Origin of the sequence: Trichococcus pasteurii (assembly GCF_900112935.1) — a bacterium.
GTDB lineage: Bacteria > Bacillota > Bacilli > Lactobacillales > Aerococcaceae > Trichococcus > Trichococcus pasteurii.
The window spans coordinates 1-18,061 of the sequence record NZ_FONM01000004.1; the positions used below are offsets into that span (position 1 = coordinate 1).

17 protein-coding genes are annotated in these 18,061 nt (G+C 47.9%); 11 read left to right on the forward strand and 6 right to left on the reverse strand.

Annotated features, from left to right (window positions below):
• The first annotated feature begins 56 nt into the window (after positions 1-56).
• From BM184_RS15695 to BM184_RS05195, 3 genes are all read left to right on the forward strand, one after another.
• Positions 57-146 carry an IS3 family transposase gene (locus BM184_RS15695; RefSeq protein ID WP_409373508.1) on the forward strand — a complete coding sequence of 30 codons (90 nt, stop codon included), beginning with the start codon at positions 57-59 and terminating at the stop codon, positions 144-146.
• Between the two features lie 398 nt (positions 147-544).
• Complete coding sequence (gene rpiA / locus BM184_RS05190; protein ID WP_086942457.1) at positions 545-1,222, forward strand: ribose-5-phosphate isomerase RpiA; 678 nt, start codon at positions 545-547, stop codon at positions 1,220-1,222.
• Between the two features lie 79 nt (positions 1,223-1,301).
• Positions 1,302-2,603: a pyrimidine-nucleoside phosphorylase gene (locus tag BM184_RS05195; protein ID WP_086942458.1), complete on the forward strand. Its 1,302-nt coding sequence runs from the start codon at positions 1,302-1,304 to the stop codon at positions 2,601-2,603.
• A 55-nt stretch (positions 2,604-2,658) separates the two neighbouring features.
• On the opposite strand, the gene BM184_RS05200 is transcribed toward BM184_RS05195, so the two are convergent.
• On the reverse strand, positions 2,659-3,363 hold the full coding sequence (locus BM184_RS05200; RefSeq protein WP_086942459.1) for an MgtC/SapB family protein: 705 nt from the start codon (positions 3,361-3,363) through the stop codon (positions 2,659-2,661).
• Positions 3,364-3,794: 431 nt separating this feature from the next.
• Complete coding sequence (locus tag BM184_RS15500) at positions 3,795-5,237, reverse strand: DDE-type integrase/transposase/recombinase (RefSeq protein ID WP_093365060.1); 1,443 nt, start codon at positions 5,235-5,237, stop codon at positions 3,795-3,797.
• A 182-nt stretch (positions 5,238-5,419) separates the two neighbouring features.
• Here BM184_RS15500 and BM184_RS05215 point away from each other — a divergent pair, with 182 nt between their 5' ends.
• From BM184_RS05215 to trpX, 3 genes are all read left to right on the forward strand, one after another.
• Complete coding sequence (locus tag BM184_RS05215; RefSeq protein ID WP_086942461.1) at positions 5,420-6,124, forward strand: AzlC family ABC transporter permease; 705 nt, start codon at positions 5,420-5,422, stop codon at positions 6,122-6,124.
• Entirely contained in the window at positions 6,117-6,440 is a 324-nt protein-coding gene (locus BM184_RS05220) for an AzlD domain-containing protein (RefSeq protein ID WP_086942462.1), read from the forward strand. Before BM184_RS05215 ends, BM184_RS05220 begins: the two co-directional genes overlap by 8 nt.
• A gap of 379 nt (positions 6,441-6,819) precedes the next feature.
• Positions 6,820-7,845, forward strand: a complete 1,026-nt coding sequence (trpX, locus tag BM184_RS05225; RefSeq protein ID WP_177208548.1) for a tryptophan ABC transporter substrate-binding protein — start codon at positions 6,820-6,822, stop codon at positions 7,843-7,845.
• 257 nt (positions 7,846-8,102) lie between these two features.
• On the opposite strand, the gene fni is transcribed toward trpX, so the two are convergent.
• Genes fni through mvk form a run of 4 tightly spaced genes read right to left on the reverse strand, consistent with a single transcriptional unit; the run spans position 8,103 to position 12,257 of the window.
• Positions 8,103-9,167 carry a type 2 isopentenyl-diphosphate Delta-isomerase gene (fni, locus tag BM184_RS05230; RefSeq protein ID WP_086942464.1) on the reverse strand — a complete coding sequence of 355 codons (1,065 nt, stop codon included), beginning with the start codon at positions 9,165-9,167 and terminating at the stop codon, positions 8,103-8,105.
• Positions 9,164-10,279 carry a phosphomevalonate kinase gene (locus BM184_RS05235; RefSeq protein WP_086942465.1) on the reverse strand — a complete coding sequence of 372 codons (1,116 nt, stop codon included), beginning with the start codon at positions 10,277-10,279 and terminating at the stop codon, positions 9,164-9,166. Before BM184_RS05235 ends, fni begins: the two co-directional genes overlap by 4 nt.
• 24 nt (positions 10,280-10,303) lie before the next feature.
• Entirely contained in the window at positions 10,304-11,311 is a 1,008-nt protein-coding gene (gene mvaD, locus BM184_RS05240) for a diphosphomevalonate decarboxylase (RefSeq protein WP_086942466.1), read from the reverse strand.
• Complete coding sequence (gene mvk / locus BM184_RS05245; RefSeq protein WP_086942467.1) at positions 11,304-12,257, reverse strand: mevalonate kinase; 954 nt, start codon at positions 12,255-12,257, stop codon at positions 11,304-11,306. Before mvk ends, mvaD begins: the two co-directional genes overlap by 8 nt.
• A gap of 395 nt (positions 12,258-12,652) precedes the next feature.
• Between mvk and coaA the strand changes: the two genes are divergently transcribed.
• The 5 genes from coaA (at position 12,653) to BM184_RS05270 (ending at position 18,009) form a co-directional block, all read left to right on the forward strand.
• Positions 12,653-13,576 carry a type I pantothenate kinase gene (coaA, locus tag BM184_RS05250; RefSeq protein ID WP_086942468.1) on the forward strand — a complete coding sequence of 308 codons (924 nt, stop codon included), beginning with the start codon at positions 12,653-12,655 and terminating at the stop codon, positions 13,574-13,576.
• Positions 13,577-13,597: 21 nt separating this feature from the next.
• The gene (guaA, locus tag BM184_RS05255) at positions 13,598-15,151 is read left to right on the forward strand and encodes a glutamine-hydrolyzing GMP synthase (RefSeq protein ID WP_086942469.1); all 1,554 of its coding nucleotides are present in this window, start codon (positions 13,598-13,600) and stop codon (positions 15,149-15,151) included.
• Positions 15,152-15,477: 326 nt separating this feature from the next.
• On the forward strand, positions 15,478-16,227 hold the full coding sequence (locus BM184_RS05260) for a metal ABC transporter ATP-binding protein (protein WP_086942714.1): 750 nt from the start codon (positions 15,478-15,480) through the stop codon (positions 16,225-16,227).
• Complete coding sequence (locus tag BM184_RS05265) at positions 16,217-17,065, forward strand: metal ABC transporter permease (RefSeq protein ID WP_086942470.1); 849 nt, start codon at positions 16,217-16,219, stop codon at positions 17,063-17,065. Before BM184_RS05260 ends, BM184_RS05265 begins: the two co-directional genes overlap by 11 nt.
• The gene (locus BM184_RS05270) at positions 17,059-18,009 is read left to right on the forward strand and encodes a metal ABC transporter substrate-binding protein (RefSeq protein ID WP_375152983.1); all 951 of its coding nucleotides are present in this window, start codon (positions 17,059-17,061) and stop codon (positions 18,007-18,009) included. Before BM184_RS05265 ends, BM184_RS05270 begins: the two co-directional genes overlap by 7 nt.
• Positions 18,010-18,061: the final 52 nt, after the last annotated feature.

The following is an 18,061-nucleotide window of genomic DNA, read 5'->3' on the forward strand; positions in this document are numbered from 1 at the left end:
ATTACCGTCGTAAATTTACTAGTCGTTCTTCTTTGATTGATATGATTCACAACTATATGGAATATTACAATAATAGACGCATTCAAAGGAAGCTGCATATCATGACTCCAATGGAGTTTCATGATCAGTATTTCGAGGCAGCCTAATGAACCCTCACGTTTTATGAGTGAAGCGTTTTGTGCTTCGCTCATAAAACGTGTGGGCCGCCAAGCGTAAGCGCGGCAGGGTTAAAAACGAAAAAAACTGCCCCCACATTACGGGGAGCAGTCTGTAAAACTGTTTAAATATTTTACTGTCCTATTGACGGGTGGCATACCAATGACAGAAGGCCGACATGCTTTTAAGCAGATTCTAATGGCACGGGCACGAATAGTGAGAAAGCAAATTACGTGAACAATCTGTGCGCGACTTTCTGATTCATCCATAAAATGAAATTTCCATGTGGTATTGCAAAAGCTCTCTCATTATCGGCATTCCAGCATAGTAACGCTTCCTTTTCATATGATATAATGACTTCATCATCCTGAAAGGAACGCGTGAGAAAATGGAACTAAAAGAACTGGTTGGATTAAAAGCTGCAGAATACATCAAAGACGGTATGACAGTAGGTCTGGGAACAGGCTCGACTGCTTATTATTTTGTGAAGGAAATCGGTAGACGTGTGAACGAGGAAGGATTGAAGATCACTGGGGTGACGACTTCGATCCAAACAAAGGAATTGGCTGAATCGTTAGGGATTCCGTTGAAGAGCGTGGATGAAGTGAGTTGCATCGACATCACAGTGGACGGAGCCGACGAAATCAGCGAAGATTTCCAAGGGATCAAGGGCGGCGGCGGCGCTTTGCTGTTCGAAAAAATCGTTGCCGACAATTCCAAGAAAGTCATCTGGATCGTTGATGAAAGCAAAATGGTGAAACATCTGGGAGCCTTCCCGCTGCCAGTGGAAGTCGTCTGCTACGGGTCGATCCAACTGTTCAATAAATTCAATGAAAAAGGCTACAATCCGGAATTCCGCAAGACAGCAACCGGGGACTATTATTTGACTGATGAGAAGAATAACATCATCGATCTCCACTTGGGTGAAATTTTGGATCCGAAGGCGCTGGCCGAGGAATTGATCCATCTGACCGGAGTCGTGGAACATGGTTTGTTCCTGGATTGTGTGGATATCGTTTTGGTCGGGACAAAAGACGGCGTGAAAGTCATCGAAGCGAAAAGATAAGTTGCAACTTAAGGACACAAAAACGTTTTGCGTTGTGCTTGATAGGTGAAAAAGTCGGATTCAAATGGAGGAACAACCTATGAGAATGGTAGATTTAATTATCAAGAAACAAGAAGGCAAAGCATTGACGAAAGAAGAAATCCGTTTTATCATCGATGGCTACACGGACGGGTCGATCCCCGATTATCAGATGAGCGCGTGGGCGATGGCCGTCTTTTTTCAGGATATGACTGATGAGGAACGGATGGAATTGACGATGGCTATGGCTGAATCCGGCGATCAGATCGACCTTTCCGCCATCGAAGGCATCAAAGTCGACAAGCATTCAACGGGCGGCGTCGGCGACACGACGACGCTGGTTTTGGCTCCATTGGTTGCCAGCTGCGGCGTGCCGGTAGCGAAAATGAGCGGACGGGGATTGGGGCATACAGGCGGCACGCTGGATAAGCTGGAATCGATCCCCGGCTTCCATGTCGAGATCGATGAAGCGACATTCGCGTCCATCGTGAACGACAATAAAGTCGCCGTCATCGGACAATCCGGCAATCTCTGCCCTGCGGACAAGAAATTGTATGCGCTGCGGGATGTGACCGGAACCGTGAACTCGTTGCCGCTGATCGCCAGCTCGATCATGTGCAAAAAAATCGCAGCCGGTGCGGATGCAATCGTGCTCGATGTGAAAATTGGCGCAGGTGCCTTCATGAAGACGGAAGAAGACGCGAGGGCACTTGCCCATGCGATGGTCAAAATCGGCAATCTGGCCGGCCGAAAAACGATGGCGATCATTTCCGACATGAGCCAGCCTTTGGGTGTGGCGGTCGGCAATGCTCTGGAAGTTGAAGTGGCGATCGAAACGTTGAAGGGCAACGGGCCGAAAGACCTGGAGGCGCTCTGCATCGAATTGGGAAGCCAGATGGTCTATCTGGGCGGAAAAGCGGCTGATTTGGCTGAAGCCCGTGCACTTGTGACGGAGAACCTCCGTAACGGCAAAGCATTGGATAAATTCAAAGTTTTCGTTGCTTCCCAAGGCGGAAATCCGGCAGTCGTAGATGATTATTCATTGATGCCGCACGCCTCGCGCCAACAGGATGTTTTGGCTGATGCATCGGGCTACGTCACGGAAATTGTTGCGGATGATATCGGCGTCGCTGCTATGCTGCTGGGGGCAGGGCGCGCCACGAAAGAAAGCACAATCGATTTGGCTGCCGGACTGAAGATCCTGAAAAAAGTTGGAGACCCGGTCCAAAAAGGCGAAGCAATCGTCAGGATGTTCGCCAACAAAGCAGATTTCGGTCAGGCCGAAAAGCTGATCCAGGAAGCCTACTCCATAGGTGAAGAAAGAAAAGAAATTACGCTGATACACGGCGTCATCACAGATTGAACACAAAAACATCCGAGCCGCACACGATAAAATGTGTGCAGTTCGGATGTTTTTCTCATTGGTCGAAGGTTACGTTTGTGATGTCCTTGCTCATGTTCAGCAGGTCGTTCACCAGATCCTTTTTCTTGTAGTAATGCGGCAAATCGATCCCATAGATGACGATGTAGTTCGGGTGCTCGGTCTCCGGATTCTCGATCAGAAACTTCATGTCCGAAGTCTCGATATTATTTTCGGAAAGGAACAATTCGATCGCTTTTTTCAAATCCTGATGCCGGTAATGGATTTCCACATGCAGACCGCCTATGGAAGTCCTGAGTTTTTTGATGATATGCAGAACGACATAAAGGATCAGACAGCCGATGAAAGATAGGAAATAATAGCCCATCCCGACGGCAATCCCGAGACCGGCGACCGTCCAAATCGTTGCCGCCGAAGTCAGGCCGGTGACCGTATCCCGTTTGGTGATGAGGATTGTGCCGGCTCCCAAAAATCCGATCCCGCTGACGATCTGGGCGATGATGCGCGTGAAGTCGACCGTGATGCTGGATGCGATATCCGGATTGGCGATTGCCAAGTTCAGACTGTAATAAGCGATTTCGACCTGGATCAAGGTGATGAGGCAGGCTGAAACAGAAACGATGATGTTCGTCCGCAGACCTGCCGCTTGGCGATTTTCTTCGCGTTCATAGCCGATGACGCCACCGACAAATACCGCCGCAAGCAAGCGCATCGTTATTTCCAATGTGCTGATGGAGTACACAGCATTTCCCCCTTTCAAAATAGAGCATTTCTTCTATTCTAATGCACCGGCCGTGTTCTGTAAAAGGAAATGACGATTTTCTGAAAATATGCAGAATCACGCCGATTCTTCCGTCAGCGTATGATAAAATGGAAGATATTATGATTTTTTGATGGTAGTGCCAAAAATTCTATGGAACTGCCCCAAATAACGAGGTGATGTGAAAAACCAAGCCCTGCTATTCAAAGTTAGGTGAAACAAACGCTCTTGACAACCGAGCCAATGGTTTCTTCCTTTGCCGTCAAGGGCGACGGTATACAAAAGGAGCAGCACAAAGTCGCCCTTGGCTTAGAAAATTTTAAACCATTGGCCTTTCGGATTGTCAAGAGTACGCTCCGCCGTTTGTTTAGTTTATTGGTTCTCTCTTTTTTAGAGGGCTCTGGTGCCAAAAGTTAAGGGGTTTGGTCCATCAGCCAATCTTGGGATAAAGAGATTAATTTTGTCCATTTACCTGGCATATTGGGAAGCTTATCCAGCTCAGGAATCAGCACAGGGACCTTCTTTTCTAAGGCGGAGTGCGGTCTCAAAAAGTTGAAATAGACACAAAATAAGGTCACGAAAGAGACTGATCCCTGGTGGGATCCGAACCCGGTGGTCGCTCTGTAATTGCCTTTGAAAGTCCGGTTCAACCGTTCGATGATTTGTTTTAATGGGCGGTATTCCGCTGAAACCGGGTCGTTGTTGGTAAGCCCGATTACTTGTTTTACATCAAACGGAACGCCGTGTTGGGCATAATAGTGTTGGGCCAAAAGGTAAATGGGATTGCCATCGACTATGAAAGTTAGATCCTCAGGCACAGTGCCCATCTTTTTGAATACTTCGCGCAATGCGTAAATGGCGGATTCTGTATCCCGATTTGGAGAAACATAACTCGATAAAATGATTTTCTTTACGGCATCAAAGAAGAAAAATAAGTAATTCCACCGACCGCTTACTCGAATGTAGGTCTCGTCTCCACAAAATTGGTCTGATAACTCGTAAGGATAGTTCTCCAAGAACGGCTTCAGAACAACGGAAGCGCTGGATGCGTAATTGAGAATGGTTTGACCTGTAATTTTAACATTATGTACGTCGTACATAAGTGCCGCTGTTTTCCTGGCGGAAAGACCATAATTCACATGATAAGTAAGTATCAACCCCAACGTGTAAGGGGAACAATGGATATTGGCCAGCTTGACTTTCGGTTGAATGATCGAGTCCTTCGAGATGGGCTCAAAAACAATGTTGAATTGGCGGAATAGATAATGCATCTTAAATTGGTGCGGTTGCTTTTCGAATAAGTCTTTTTCTTCGGCTGTTAGTCCCTGTAGTCTTCTCAAATAATAAGGACAATCCGCTCTTTTACATTTATAGACATCAAATCCGTTGCGGTCCTTCACTTTTTCTAACGGATGCGTACAATGCGGGCATTTTAAAATGGCTTCTTTGGAGAAATGATTTTTAGGGCTGAATAAAGCATCGCAAACTTTACAGTTGCATTGGCCTTTGGGGCCATTATTGGCGTAGAGGTAGTCCGAGGGAGCGTTGCAGCGTGGGCAGGTTGTATTGAGGTCTAGGTTGATTTTAACGCCATTGCGGCGTTGAATAGGCTGGAGAACCTTCCCAGTTTTTTCGAAATGAGTTTGAAGAAGCAGATGATAGTCCAACTTTTCAACTTTTTCGATCAAAGGCAGTTCATCGACTTTGAGTTTCTGGTAATTTAAATTATCCGGAGCAATTAACTGAGGCATACGGGAATTTTGCGTCAACAGGATTACTAGCTTCATTAACGCAAGAATAATCATTCGTTGACGCTTGATAATATCAACTAAATAGGTTAATAATAAAGGTAGCAACTTGTCATCTTCCTTTCTTTTGGGGAAATAGTGCGGTGTCGTTACCATCACTATTAACCAAAAATTGGGGGGTGGCAAGTTGTTTTTGTCGTTAACCCCGTTAAATCAACGAAAAAATACAAAATTGAACGTCTGGCAGAGCTAAACTTTGACAGTACGTTTTTGATTAAAGGAGGGACAATATGTCGAAAAAAGAATGGCTGGCTGGGATGAAAGCCATCTATCCGGTTTGTTTCGGTTACATTCCGATGGGGTTGGCCTGCGGGGTCCTGCTGCAGCAAGCCGGTTATCATTGGTTAGCAGTCATGCTGATGAGCCTGATCATCTACGGGGGTGCTTCGCAGTTCATGATCGCTTCGATGACTGTGGCGGGGGCAGGCCTTCTGGAAATGGTGATCATGATTTTTTTCATCAATCTTAGGCATCTCTTGATGAGTTCCAGCCTGGCCCACAGAATCCGCGAGAAGAGCACGGCTTTCAGCATATTCTTTGCGCAGACGATCACCGATGAATCTTTCGCCGTCAACACACTGTATTTCAAAACCGAGGGCATGTGGAATCCGACGAAAGCGATGGCCGCAAATGTGACGGCCTATTCAACCTGGATTTTGAGCACGGGAATCGGGGCGATGGCCGGAAAGAGCATCGCTTTGTCGCCGGTTGTGATGAATTACATCCTCATTGCGATGTTCATCTTCCTGCTCATTTCCCAAATCGAGAACCGCATCGTGTTCTGGACGGCGGTATTTTCCGGCATCACGGCGGTCCTATTAATGAACTTGCTGCACCATAACATCGCCATCGTCCTGACGTCGATTCTGGCCTCCGGATTTGGGCTGTACCTGCAGAATAAGAAAGACGACAAGGAGGGGATTTTGCGTGGATGATAAAGCATTGTGGCTCATTTTGGGCGGTGGATTGGTGACTTTTTTGCCCAGATGGCTCCCGATCGTTGCTTTGAAGAATGCGCGGATTCCGATCTGGTTCCAGAAATGGATGAGCTTCCTGCCGGTATCGATTTTTGCAGCCTTGATCGCTTCGGATATTTTTTTCTGGGAGGGAACTGTTTCCCTGAATGCATTGGAGAATGCCAAACTGTTGCCGTCGCTTGTGACAGCAGTGGTAGCCTATTATTCAAAAAATATGATTCTCTCTGTCATCGTCGGCATCTTGGGCATCAGCCTGATGGTGTGGGCACTCTGATTTTTCTTGTTTATTTTTAATGTATTAGCCATCAATTTCTCATTATTATGTTGACATGCTTTTGTTTGTTGATTATGATGAATGCATAAAAGAAGAGGAGGCAGTCGCGATGCAAACAATCACACGTGTAACAGCAACGAACAGAAAAAGCTGGCAAAGCCGCATAGTGTAGGTTGATCGTGTGACAGGACTGTCCATAGATGCAACCTCAGATTCAGTCTGGATTAGCGTCTATGCGGATTTTTCCTTCTTTTTTCTTATTCAGGAAACCATCACCGCAAAGACTTTTAGGGTCTCTGCGGTGTTTTTGTATCCAAAAACGCTTTTTATCCGGAATGTGATGTGCAGAAAAATCAAATATAAAAATGGAGGAATAGTGATGATGAAAAATGGGATGAAAAACATGTTGCGATTGAGCTCGGTAGTAGCGATCGGGTTGTTGGCTGCTTGCGGAAACACAGCGTCGGAAAGTGACTCTTCAGCAGCGACGACGGAAAGCGAACAGAAACAGGTCTACATCGGTATCCTGCAGCTGACGACGCATCCGGCCTTGGATCAGATCACGGAAGGCATCCTGGATGAGTTGGCGGCGGCCGGCTATGTCGACGGCGAGAATGCCACCATCGATTTCCAGAATGCGCAGGGGGATCAGGCGAACATGAAATCGATCGCGGAAAGCTTCGTCAGCCATGACGCGGACATCATGATCGGCGTTGCGACGCCTGCCGCGCAAGCGTTGAAGAATGCTTCTGATGAAATTCCGGTGATCCTTGGAGCGGTCCAGGATCCAGTCGGCGCCGGTTTGGTCGAATCCTTGGAAGCTCCCGGCAGCAATGCAACGGGGCTGTCGAACCGGACACCATCAAACGAACAGATGGCATTGATCAAGCAATTCCTGCCGGATGCCACAACGATCGGCGTCATGTACACGACTGCCGAAGACAATGCGATCATCTCAGGCCAACGCGCCGAGCAGGCGGCAGCAGATCTCGGATTTGAAGTCGTGACGAAAACGATCACCACCACGAACGATATCGCCCAAGCAGCGGAAAGTCTTGCCAAAGAAGTGGACGCGATCTATGTACCGAATGACAATGTCATCGCGAGCGGAATGGCAACCTTGGTGGATGCGGCCGATGCGTTCGGCATCCCGGTTTTCCCGGCTGCTGACACGATGGTGAAAGACGGCGGCGTTGCCACCTTCGCGCCTAGCCAATACGGCATGGGTACGCAGATCGGCCAAATCGCGGTCGACATCCTGAAGGGCGCTGATCCGGCGACTTATCCGGTCCAACTGGTCAAAGAGAATTCCGTTTACATCAACCAAGCCAAAGTGGACGAACTGGGCTTGATGATTCCGGAAGAAGTCAAAGCCGATGCGGTGTTTGTGGAATTGGCTGAATAATAACTGTTTAGGGAAGAGGCTCATCCAATTGCGGATGGGCCTCTTTTTTTGGTTTGCGATTGGTAGGGGGTTGCTGAGGTTATCGGATACAGAACAAAGCGGATATGTCGGTCGAACGGATCAAGTGTTGCTGCGAACAGCCGACAACAATCCCGCCTTCATATGATCATAACTTGCCACACCACCAAACAAAAACGCGCCAGCGACCGGTATCATTCTACCGTTCGCTGGCGCGTGCTGTTTCTGTTCATGTCAGGTTACTTCGTTGAACGATTGGCGTACTGTCGGAAATCAATCCCGCGCATCTCGCACCAATCAAGGATATCCCGTTGGAAGAAGAGATCCGTCTGAGCAAGCTCGGCAACCGATTTTTTGCCAAGCATCGCCATTACCGTCGTGATCTGTTCCTTCCAAGCTTCGACCGTTTCCGCAGTCTTTTCAGGACCATCGCTGATGACCATGTGCAGGAATTGGCCGGAAAGGCCGACAGCCTTCGCGCCCAGGCTCAAAGCCTTGACGATGTCCAACGGTGTTTTGATGCCGCCGGATGCAAGGAACTCCGCTTTGCCGCGGTGAACATCGGCTTCCAACAGCGAGATCAAAGTCGATTGGCCCCAGTTTTCCAGGTCATCGTAGGCAATTGCCGTCCGCCTTGCGTTTTCGATCGCCGCAAAGTTCGTGCCGCCTTTGCCGGAGACATCGATCGTCCGGACACCGACGTCAATCAGCTGCCCGATCGTTTCCCGGCTCATGCCGAAGCCTACTTCCTTCACGATGACAGGAATACCGACATGCGTAGTGATTTCCTCGATCTGGCGCAGCCACATCGTGAAATCGCGGTCGCCTTCGGGCATGATCATTTCCTGGGGCGCGTTGATGTGGATCTGCAAAGCATCGGCCTCGAGAATATCCACGGCGCGCTTGGCATTCTCGAGCGAATGGTGCGCTCCGATATTCGCGAATATCTTTCCGTTCGGGTTCACCTTGCGGATGACCGAAAAGCTGTCGCTCACGCTGGGATCCTTCAACGCCGCGCTGACGGAACCGGAAGCCATTGCCAAGCCGGTCATTTTCGCGACCATCGCCAGATCGGCATTGATCTGCTTCGTCCGTTCGCTGCCGCCGGTCATACCGTTGATATAGAAGGGCGCAGCCAAGCTCATCCCGGCAAGCTCCGTCTGCAGGGAAATATCCGCCAATTTCAGATTGGGCAAAGAGTGATGAACAAAGCGCATCTTCCCGAAATCGGACAGATCGGCTGGCTGATATTGCTTTTCGGCCAGATCGACATGTTGGTCTTTTCTGTTTGAATCTAGCGTCATTCGGATGCTCCTTTCCATTCGATGGTGTTGGCAGTGCGCACGTAGCTGAAGACGTGCAGCGGCAAGTTCATGATCCCGACTTTTTCCCATTCCGAAATCAAGGGGATGATGCCCGATTGCCTGTCGATGATGACGATGCCGCAGTCTCCACCACCGGCACCGGATGATTTTGCCGCACCCAGGTTCTTTTCGGCTAAGTCGCATAATTGCGTCAATGGGGGTGTCTCGATGACGACTCCGGTATGCGCAGTCAATTGCTGCAACAGCAAGCGGTTTTCCCGGATGCCTGCCTGAATCGCCTGCAGATCGCCTTTTTCGAAGGCAACGATCATAGCGTTCACGCACGTTTTGCTGGCTTCCAGAAAAGTTTTGTAAAAGTCATCGATGCCTCCGCGGACATCATTGACGCGATCGACGAGATGGGTGGTCGAAGCCGGCGAGCCGGTCCAGCCGATCACCAACCGCAGATTGGTTGGGGGTGTCAATGGCCGGATCATCAATTGCGGCCAGGCTGATTCCAACAGTTCGGTAAGCGTCAGCTCGTTTGCCTTCTGGATTACCCATTCCCTGTCGAAACAGGAATAAGCAATCCAGCCGCCGTATGTGCTTGCGGCAATGTCGCCGAAGGAACCGTTGCTTTTGACGGACAGATGCGCCAAAGCGGCCAGCTTGTAGACCAATTCGAATTCCGGATCGATCGCATAAAATTTCAACAAAGCTTTGATGGTCGCGACCGTCACCGCGCCGCTCGATCCCAGCCCGTATTTTTTCCCGCTGGCATTGTCCAACTCGCTCTTTACGGACAGATGGAAATAGGATAACGGTATCCCGGATTCTTTGATGTAGCGTTCCGTAACCTTGACCGCCTCGGTGATGTAGAGGAAAGGATTTTCGCGTTGGTCGATGACCAGCTGATCCTCTTCGCGGGTCCAAGGTATCGGCAAACCGCCATACTGCGCCGAGCGGATCGTACCGGTCGTATCGGCTTCTTCCAAAGACACTGTGATGAACTGATCCAAGGCGACCAAAATCGACGGATGGCCCGGTGTCACTACCGCATACTCTCCGGCAATGAACAATTTACCCGGAGCACTTGCTTCTGTTACAGTCATGCGTTCAACCCTCTCTATTCCTGATTAATCGTTCCAATTGTAGACAGCGCGTTCGGCTGCAGTCAATTCCCGGATGCCTTTTCCGGGCTTGGTGATGATCAATTTATCCTCTGTGAAATGTTCCAACAACGCTTCCTTTATCGTTTCGGCTTGTGAAAGACGGCAAAGCACCTTCACGTTCGGACCGGCATCCATCGTTACGTAGCAGGGGATGCCTTGTTTGCGCAAAGCCTGTGCGGTCTTGATGGCGACGATGCTGTCCGGCTCCCAATAGGAAAAAGGCGGTTCCGCCCCCAACATCGTTCCGTGCATCTTCATGCCGTTCGCTTCGGTGATCTCGCCCAAGCGGATGAAATCCTTCGTGGCGATGGCTGCTTTGATGTCCAGGATATCTTTTTTCGCCGATTCGACCCAAGCCGGATAGAAGGGCGAAGTCTCAACCGTGCGTTTCATGCCGATGCGGCTGGAGACTTCCTTCGCTTTCTGGTTGACGGCAACGATGACCATGCCGATATCCCAGTTGGCATCGTCGACCGGTACTGCGAAGGAATCGTCGGAACAAGTCCCCATATCCCATTCCACAAAACCGCCGTAGATGCTGCGCGTTGCACTGCCGCTGCCGCGTCTGGCGAAAGTCGACAATCGCTGAGGATCCAAATCAAGACCCAAAGCCAAGTTGGCTGCTCCTGCCAAAGCAGCGAAGGCCGAGGCTGAGGATGCCAAGCCGGCTGCGGTAGGGACATGATTGATGCTTTCAACGCGGGCACGCAGGGCTGTCTTTTTTTCTTCGCGGAACAGATCAATAAATTTGGAGATTTTTTGCGTCTCTTTTTCGCCTTGCTTCTCGCCATTCAAATAGAAAGAATCCTGCGAAAAGGCTTCATCGAAGACGACCATCGTATCTGTGTAGAGTTTGTCCAAGGTCATGGAAAGACTGCTGTTCATTGGAAGAAAATAGGTTTCGTCCCGCTTCCCCCAATATTTGATCAACGCGATGTTGGTATGCGCTCGGACACAAGCTTGATTAGGCATCTTCAGTTCCTCCCATTAGATAGATCCAAGTCCGGATTGCACCGGCTTGGCGTATAGCTTCTTCTATTTTTTCCGCTTCGGAGCGGGTACCGGCCAAAGCGATCATACACCCGCCGCGGCCGCCGCCCGTCAATTTAGCGCCCAGCGCTCCTGCAGACCGGGCCGCTGATATGAGTCTGTCCAGATCGGGACTGGATACATCCAAAAAAGACAATACTTCATGGGCTTGGTTCATCAATAGCCCCAATTGTTGCGGATCATTTGCCTCGATCGCGGATTTTGCTGTTTGAGCGAAACTGCCCAAACGGATGATGGCGTCCCGGTACGGTTGCGGACTTTCCCCATTCAATTTCGCAGCGATGCTTGCTACTGCTTCCTTTGTCTGCCCGGTCACCCCTGTATCCCCTACAATCATGTAGGCCTTCAGGTTCAGCGGGAAAGCTTCGAAAGGCTGGCCTTTGATATAAAAGAGCGGTGCGTCGCCGCTTGCCGTGGCGGCATCGAGACCGCTTGGATTCCCGTGTGCGACCATTTCCGATATGTTGACGAGCCGGAGCAAGGTGGCTTGGTCCAACGGTTTGCCGAAGTAGGCGAAAAGGGCGCGGGTCAAAGCCACAGAAACGGCTGCACTGGAGCCCATGCCTCTTTCGGCCGGGATGGTGCTCGCGAGCGAAATCGCCAGGTTTTCGTCCGAAACCTGCAGTTCGGCTAAGGCTGACTGGATGGCGGTCCGCATGCTTTCCAGGATTTCAGGCATTTCTGCAGCGATGCCGTTATAATATGAACAATCAATGGTCAAAGGACCTTCCGCTTCGCATACGGTCGCGGTCATTTCGACTGCCGGGAAGGGCAGTGCGATGGATGGCTCTCCATGGACGACGGCATGTTCACCCATCAGGATGATTTTGCCGTGTGATTTGCCGGTTGAGCAACGTGTTTTTGTCATATAGTATCGTCCTTTACTGGTTCTGAATCAAGCGGGAAAACTCTTACTATCGCTGATTCTTGCGCGTCTTCTATTATGCTTGCTGTACATGGATTTTGCAAATCGGCATGATTTATTGAAAGCTTTCCGATTTGTGAAGGTGCCGCTTATGAAATTCCGACAAATTCAGCACATATTTTTCGCTATTTTCTTTCATCATTTTCATTGTATCGGAGCAAAAATACAAAGTAAATCAATTCTTTGGGATTTTACGGAAACTTAAAAAGCTATCCCACCGCAGAATGCAAAGATTAGGTTTCAATTAAAATTAAATGTTCGTATTTGATGGGGGTTAAATTTTCAGAAAAGTGTGATACAATTACCAAAAGTTTGATTATTTCCAGAAGGGAAAAGCTATGATAGAAGATAGAAATTACTACGAAATCCATCGTGAAGAATGGCAAACTTTTCATCAAGATTCCATTCCGGCAATCACGGAAGAAGAACTGAAGGAATTGACATCATTGAATGATAGGCTTTCATTGGAAGATGTTAAGGATGTCTATGTGCCATTGGTGCATATGTTCGATATTTACTTGCAGCAGTACCGAAATCTTCAACGGGATAAAAGCAGATTTCTTGGCAGACCCTATGAGCCGTCTCCGCTCATCATCGGCGTAACGGGTAGTGTCGCGGTCGGGAAAAGTACGACAGCACGTGTCCTGCAGAATCTTTTGAAACGGGCCTATCCTACAAAAGCAGTCGAATTGGTGACGACGGATGGTTTCCTGTATCCGAACCGGATATTGAGGGAACGCAACATCATGGACCGCAAAGGATTCCCGGAAAGCTACGATATGGAGAATTTGGTGCAATTCCTGTTGGACGTGAAGACAGGCAAGCCAAATGTCCGGTTTCCGGTCTATTCCCACCGTATCTACGATATTGTCCCTGGCGATTATGAAGAAGTGAATCATCCGGATATCCTGATTGTTGAAGGGATCAACGTGTTGCAGTTGCCAAGCAAACAACAGATTTACGTCAGCGACTTCTTTGATTTTTCCATCTATGTGGATGCAGAGGAAGAGATGATCGAAAAATGGTACATCGAACGTTTCGAAATGCTCATGGACCTGGCGATCGATCAACCGGACAATTATTACTACAACTACGCAATCGGCAAACGCGAGGACGCCATCGAGATGGCCAGAGGCGTCTGGAAAAGGGTCAACCTCAAGAACCTTCGGGAGTATATCTATCCCACGATCACACGAGCAAATTTAGTGATTCACAAAACGACCAATCACTTTATTGATGAATTGTACATAAAAAAATATTAAGGAAATTGGAGAGATTATTAGATGATAGAGCAATTTACCGAGTTGGAAAAAATCGTCGTACTGGATTTCGGCAGTCAATACAACCAATTGATTACACGACGCATCCGCGAATTCGGCGTATTCTCAGAGTTGGTTTCACACCGCACAACTGCTGAAGATATCAAAGCGATGGGGAACGTCAAAGGAGTCATTTTCTCCGGCGGCCCGAACAGCGTCTATGAAGACGATGCTTTCAAAGTCGATCCGGCCATTTTCGCTATGGGTATCCCTGTATTGGGAATCTGCTACGGCATGCAATTGATGACTGACCACTTCGGCGGAAAAGTCATTCCTGCTGAAGAAAGAGAATACGGACGTTCCGACATCCAAATCCTTGATTTGGATACGCCAATGTTCAAAGGCCTTTCCGACATCGAGACTGTTTGGATGAGCCATGGCGACAAAATCACTGAAATCCCTGCTGGCTTTAAAGTGACTGCGACAAACGACAACTGTCCGGTTGCAGCCTTCGCCAATACAGCAGAAAAATTCTACGGCGTCCAATTCCACCCGGAAGTGCAGCATTCTGTACACGGTAACGAAATGCTGAAGAACTTCGCCTTCGAAGTCTGCGGCTGCTCAGGCAACTGGTCGATCGCCAACTTCATCGAAATCGAAACCAAAAAAATCAGAGAAACTGTCGGCGACAAAAAAGTCTTATTGGGACTGTCCGGCGGGGTCGATTCAAGCGTAGTCGGCGTGTTGCTGCACAAAGCAATCGGTTCGCAATTGACTTGTATTTTTGTTGACCACGGCCTGTTGCGCAAAGGCGAAGGCGATCAAGTTATGGAAAGCCTGGTAGGCAAATTCGGCTTGAACATCATCCGCGTTGATGCGAAAAAACGTTTCATGGACAAACTGGCTGGCGTCAGCGATCCGGAACAAAAACGTAAAATCATCGGCAACGAGTTCGTTTACGTATTCGACGATGAAGCTACGAAATTACAAGGCATCGACTTCTTGGCGCAAGGAACGCTTTACACAGACGTGATCGAAAGTGGAACAGAGACTGCCCAAACAATCAAATCCCACCACAACGTAGGCGGACTGCCTGAAGATATGCAATTCAAATTGATCGAGCCATTGAACACGTTGTTCAAAGATGAAGTCCGCGAATTGGGAACACAACTTGGCATGCCTGACAGCATCGTTTGGCGCCAACCGTTCCCAGGCCCTGGTTTGGGTATCCGCGTCATCGGCGAAATCACCGAAGAAAAATTGGAGATCGTCCGCGACTCAGACTATATCCTGCGTGAAGAGATCGCAAATGCCGGTTTGGAACGCGACGTATGGCAATACTTCACTGTCCTTCCAGGATTCCGCAGCGTTGGCGTAATGGGCGATGGCCGTACGTATGATTACACAATCGGTATCCGCGCCGTGACATCCATCGATGGCATGACCTCCGACTGGGCACGCATCCCTTACGAAGTATTGGACAAGATTTCCCGCCGCATCGTAAATGAAGTGAAGCACGTCAACCGCATAGTGTACGACATTACGAGCAAGCCACCATCGACAATCGAGTGGGAGTAAGAATTGAAAACATAACCCTGTAAATATCGAATGAACAGGATTTATGGTGTTTTATAAGAGAAAATCATCTTTTTAAGTTGTTGTATGAATGGATTTCATTCATATATATGACCTAAAAAGGTGATTTTTTTTGCATTCAGCAGGAAGCAACTGCAGAACAAGGTATACAAAAATCCATAATACTTGCTCGTTTACATTAAATAAGTTAAACTTAAATAAAAAATTAGGCATACCTAACGATATGTTTAATTCAACCTTATGAGATACCGGTCACTCAACATAAATTCAGAGACAGGAAAATAAGAACGAGAAGGGATCGACACATGATGGAAAATTTAATAATCCAGAATATGAACATAGCCTATCAAGGGCAGTCTGCAATCAAAAATGCAACGCTTGCGTTTGAGCCGAACAAATTAACAGGGATCGTAGGACCAAATGGAGCCGGTAAATCAACTTTATTGAAAGGGATTATGGGCTTGACGCCGTTAAATACTGGAGCAGTAAGTCTTTACGGCAAACCACTGAAGGAAATGATAAACAAGGTAGCCTATGTCGAACAGAGACAAGAAATCGACCTCTCATTTCCGATAGATGTTTTCGGAACCGTATTATTTGGCACCTACGCCAAATTAGGTTTTTTCCAGAGACCGAAGCAAAAGGAAAAGGATTTGGCGTTGAACGCATTAGAAAAAGTCGGTATGGCAACGTTTAAAGATCGGCATATCAGTGAATTGTCCGGTGGACAGCTCCAACGTGTGTTCATTGCACGAGCATTGGCGCAGGAAGCTGAATGGTTGCTGCTTGACGAACCTTTTGCCGGAATCGATGCTTCCAGCGAGAAAATCATCATTGAGCTGTTGAAACAACTCCGCGATGAAGGCAAATCGATCGTGATTGTGCATCACGATCTGCATAAAGTGCAGTCCTATTTTGATAATATTGTCCTCATCAATATAGAAGTGGTTGCCTTTGGTACGGTATCCGAGGTATTTACTGCCACTAATATGGGAAGGGCCTATGGGGAAGCGATATCCGAAATGATCAGTCTAGGGGGTGGAACAAATGTTAAATGATTTTATACAAGGACTCTTGGATTTCCAATTCCTGCAGAACGCTTTGATCACTTCCGTTATGGTCGGGATATCTGCCGGAATAATCGGTTCCTTCATCATCTTACGGGGGATGTCTTTGATGGGGGATGCCATCTCGCATGCAGTATTACCAGGAGTGGCCATTTCTTATATGCTGGGGAGCAGCTATATCATCGGCGCTACGGTTTTTGGGATGGCGTCGGCCGCTCTCATTGGTTTTGTCACGAAACACAGTCGTTTGAAAAACGATACGGCAATCGGAATCGTCTTCAGCGCATTTTTTGCTCTAGGGATCATCTTGATTTCCTTCGCCAGAAGTTCCACGGATTTGTATCATATCCTTTTCGGGAATGTGCTCGCTGTCCGGGATTCAGACATGTTGTTGACAGCCGCTGTGCTTATTATCGTCTTGATTTCAGTGCCGCTTTTTTATAAACAACTCAAACTGACTTCTTTTGCGCCGACTATTGCAAAATCATATGGTTGGAACGTCAGTGCAATCAACTACGGGTTAATGTTTTTGCTGACACTAGTTGCTGTAACTTCGCTGCAAACAGTCGGGACGATTTTAGTGATCGCAATGCTGATCACACCGGCTGCGACAGCCTACCAACTGACCGATAAACTGATTGTTATGATTGTCCTGTCGACAGCATTTGGAACTCTCAGTTCTATCGTTGGACTTTACTTCAGCTACAGTTACAACTTGCCGTCTGGGGCGACGATTGTCATGGCAGCAGCTGTATTTTTCATTGTGGCATTTATTTTTGCACCGAGGAAGGGCTTTGTTGGTCAATTAAGAAAGGAGAATTCATTATGATGAAGAATAAATTATTGCTGCTTGCGGCAGTGCTATTTGTAGGTGTTTTGGGAGGATGCGGAAATTCTCCGGAAGACGATAAAGGAAGTACGGATGCAACAGACACAACTGAAACCAAGCTTAAAGTGGTTTCCACAAATTCCATTATCGGCGATATGGTAGAAAAAATTGGAGGGAATCTGATCGATGCACACAGTATCGTGCCTGTCGGGACCGATCCGCACGAATACGAACCCTTGCCGGAAGACATTCGAAAAGCCAGCGAAGCTGATGTCGTGTTTTACAACGGCTTGAATTTGGAAACCGGCAATGGCTGGTTTGATAAATTGATGGAAACAGCTGGCAAAGAGGAAAATGAAGACTACTTTGCCGTCAGCAAAGATGTCGAACCAATCAATCTGACAGGAAACAGCTCACAGCAAGATCCGCATGCCTGGCTAGATATTTCTAACGGCATTCTTTACATCACCGAAATCATTCGCGTCATGAGCGAAAAAGATCCTGAAAATAAGGAAGCATATGAAAAAAATGCGGATGCTTACATTGCCGAATTGACGGAACTGGACAGCGAAGCAAAAAAAGAATTTGCTGATATTCCAGAGGAAAAGAAGCTGTTGGTGACCAGCGAAGGAGCTTTCAAGTATTTCTCAAAAGCATATGAATTACAAGCCGCCTATATTTGGGAAATCAATACCGAAGGGCAAGGTACGCCTGACCAGATGAAGCAAATCATTGAAAAAGTCCGCAATTCAGAAGTTCGGGTTCTCTTTGTGGAGACGAGTGTCGATCACAGAAGCATGGAACGATTATCAAATGAGGTGGATCTTCCCGTTTACAGCAATCTGTTTACGGATTCCATCGCGAATGAAGGGGAAGACGGCGACAGCTATTACGAAATGATGAAATGGAATCTAGAAAAGATTCATGAAGGATTGAGTCAGTAGAAGCGTTTTGTTGCCCTTCTGTTGTGGTGCTTGACATTTTGGACTGGTATCT

Coding starts and splice junctions, on each gene's coding strand:
- BM184_RS15695 (WP_409373508.1), top strand. CDS start 57: ATGGAATATTACAATAATAGACGCATTCAAAGGAAGCTGCATATCATG.
- rpiA (WP_086942457.1), top strand. CDS start 545: ATGGAACTAAAAGAACTGGTTGGATTAAAAGCTGCAGAATACATCAAA.
- BM184_RS05195 (WP_086942458.1), top strand. CDS start 1,302: ATGAGAATGGTAGATTTAATTATCAAGAAACAAGAAGGCAAAGCATTG.
- BM184_RS05215 (WP_086942461.1), top strand. CDS start 5,420: ATGTCGAAAAAAGAATGGCTGGCTGGGATGAAAGCCATCTATCCGGTT.
- trpX (WP_177208548.1), top strand. CDS start 6,820: ATGATGAAAAATGGGATGAAAAACATGTTGCGATTGAGCTCGGTAGTA.
- fni (WP_086942464.1), bottom strand. CDS start 9,167: ATGACGCTAGATTCAAACAGAAAAGACCAACATGTCGATCTGGCCGAA.
- BM184_RS05235 (WP_086942465.1), bottom strand. CDS start 10,279: ATGACTGTAACAGAAGCAAGTGCTCCGGGTAAATTGTTCATTGCCGGA.
- mvaD (WP_086942466.1), bottom strand. CDS start 11,311: ATGCCTAATCAAGCTTGTGTCCGAGCGCATACCAACATCGCGTTGATC.
- mvk (WP_086942467.1), bottom strand. CDS start 12,257: ATGACAAAAACACGTTGCTCAACCGGCAAATCACACGGCAAAATCATC.
- coaA (WP_086942468.1), top strand. CDS start 12,653: ATGATAGAAGATAGAAATTACTACGAAATCCATCGTGAAGAATGGCAA.
- guaA (WP_086942469.1), top strand. CDS start 13,598: ATGATAGAGCAATTTACCGAGTTGGAAAAAATCGTCGTACTGGATTTC.
- BM184_RS05260 (WP_086942714.1), top strand. CDS start 15,478: ATGGAAAATTTAATAATCCAGAATATGAACATAGCCTATCAAGGGCAG.
- BM184_RS05265 (WP_086942470.1), top strand. CDS start 16,217: ATGTTAAATGATTTTATACAAGGACTCTTGGATTTCCAATTCCTGCAG.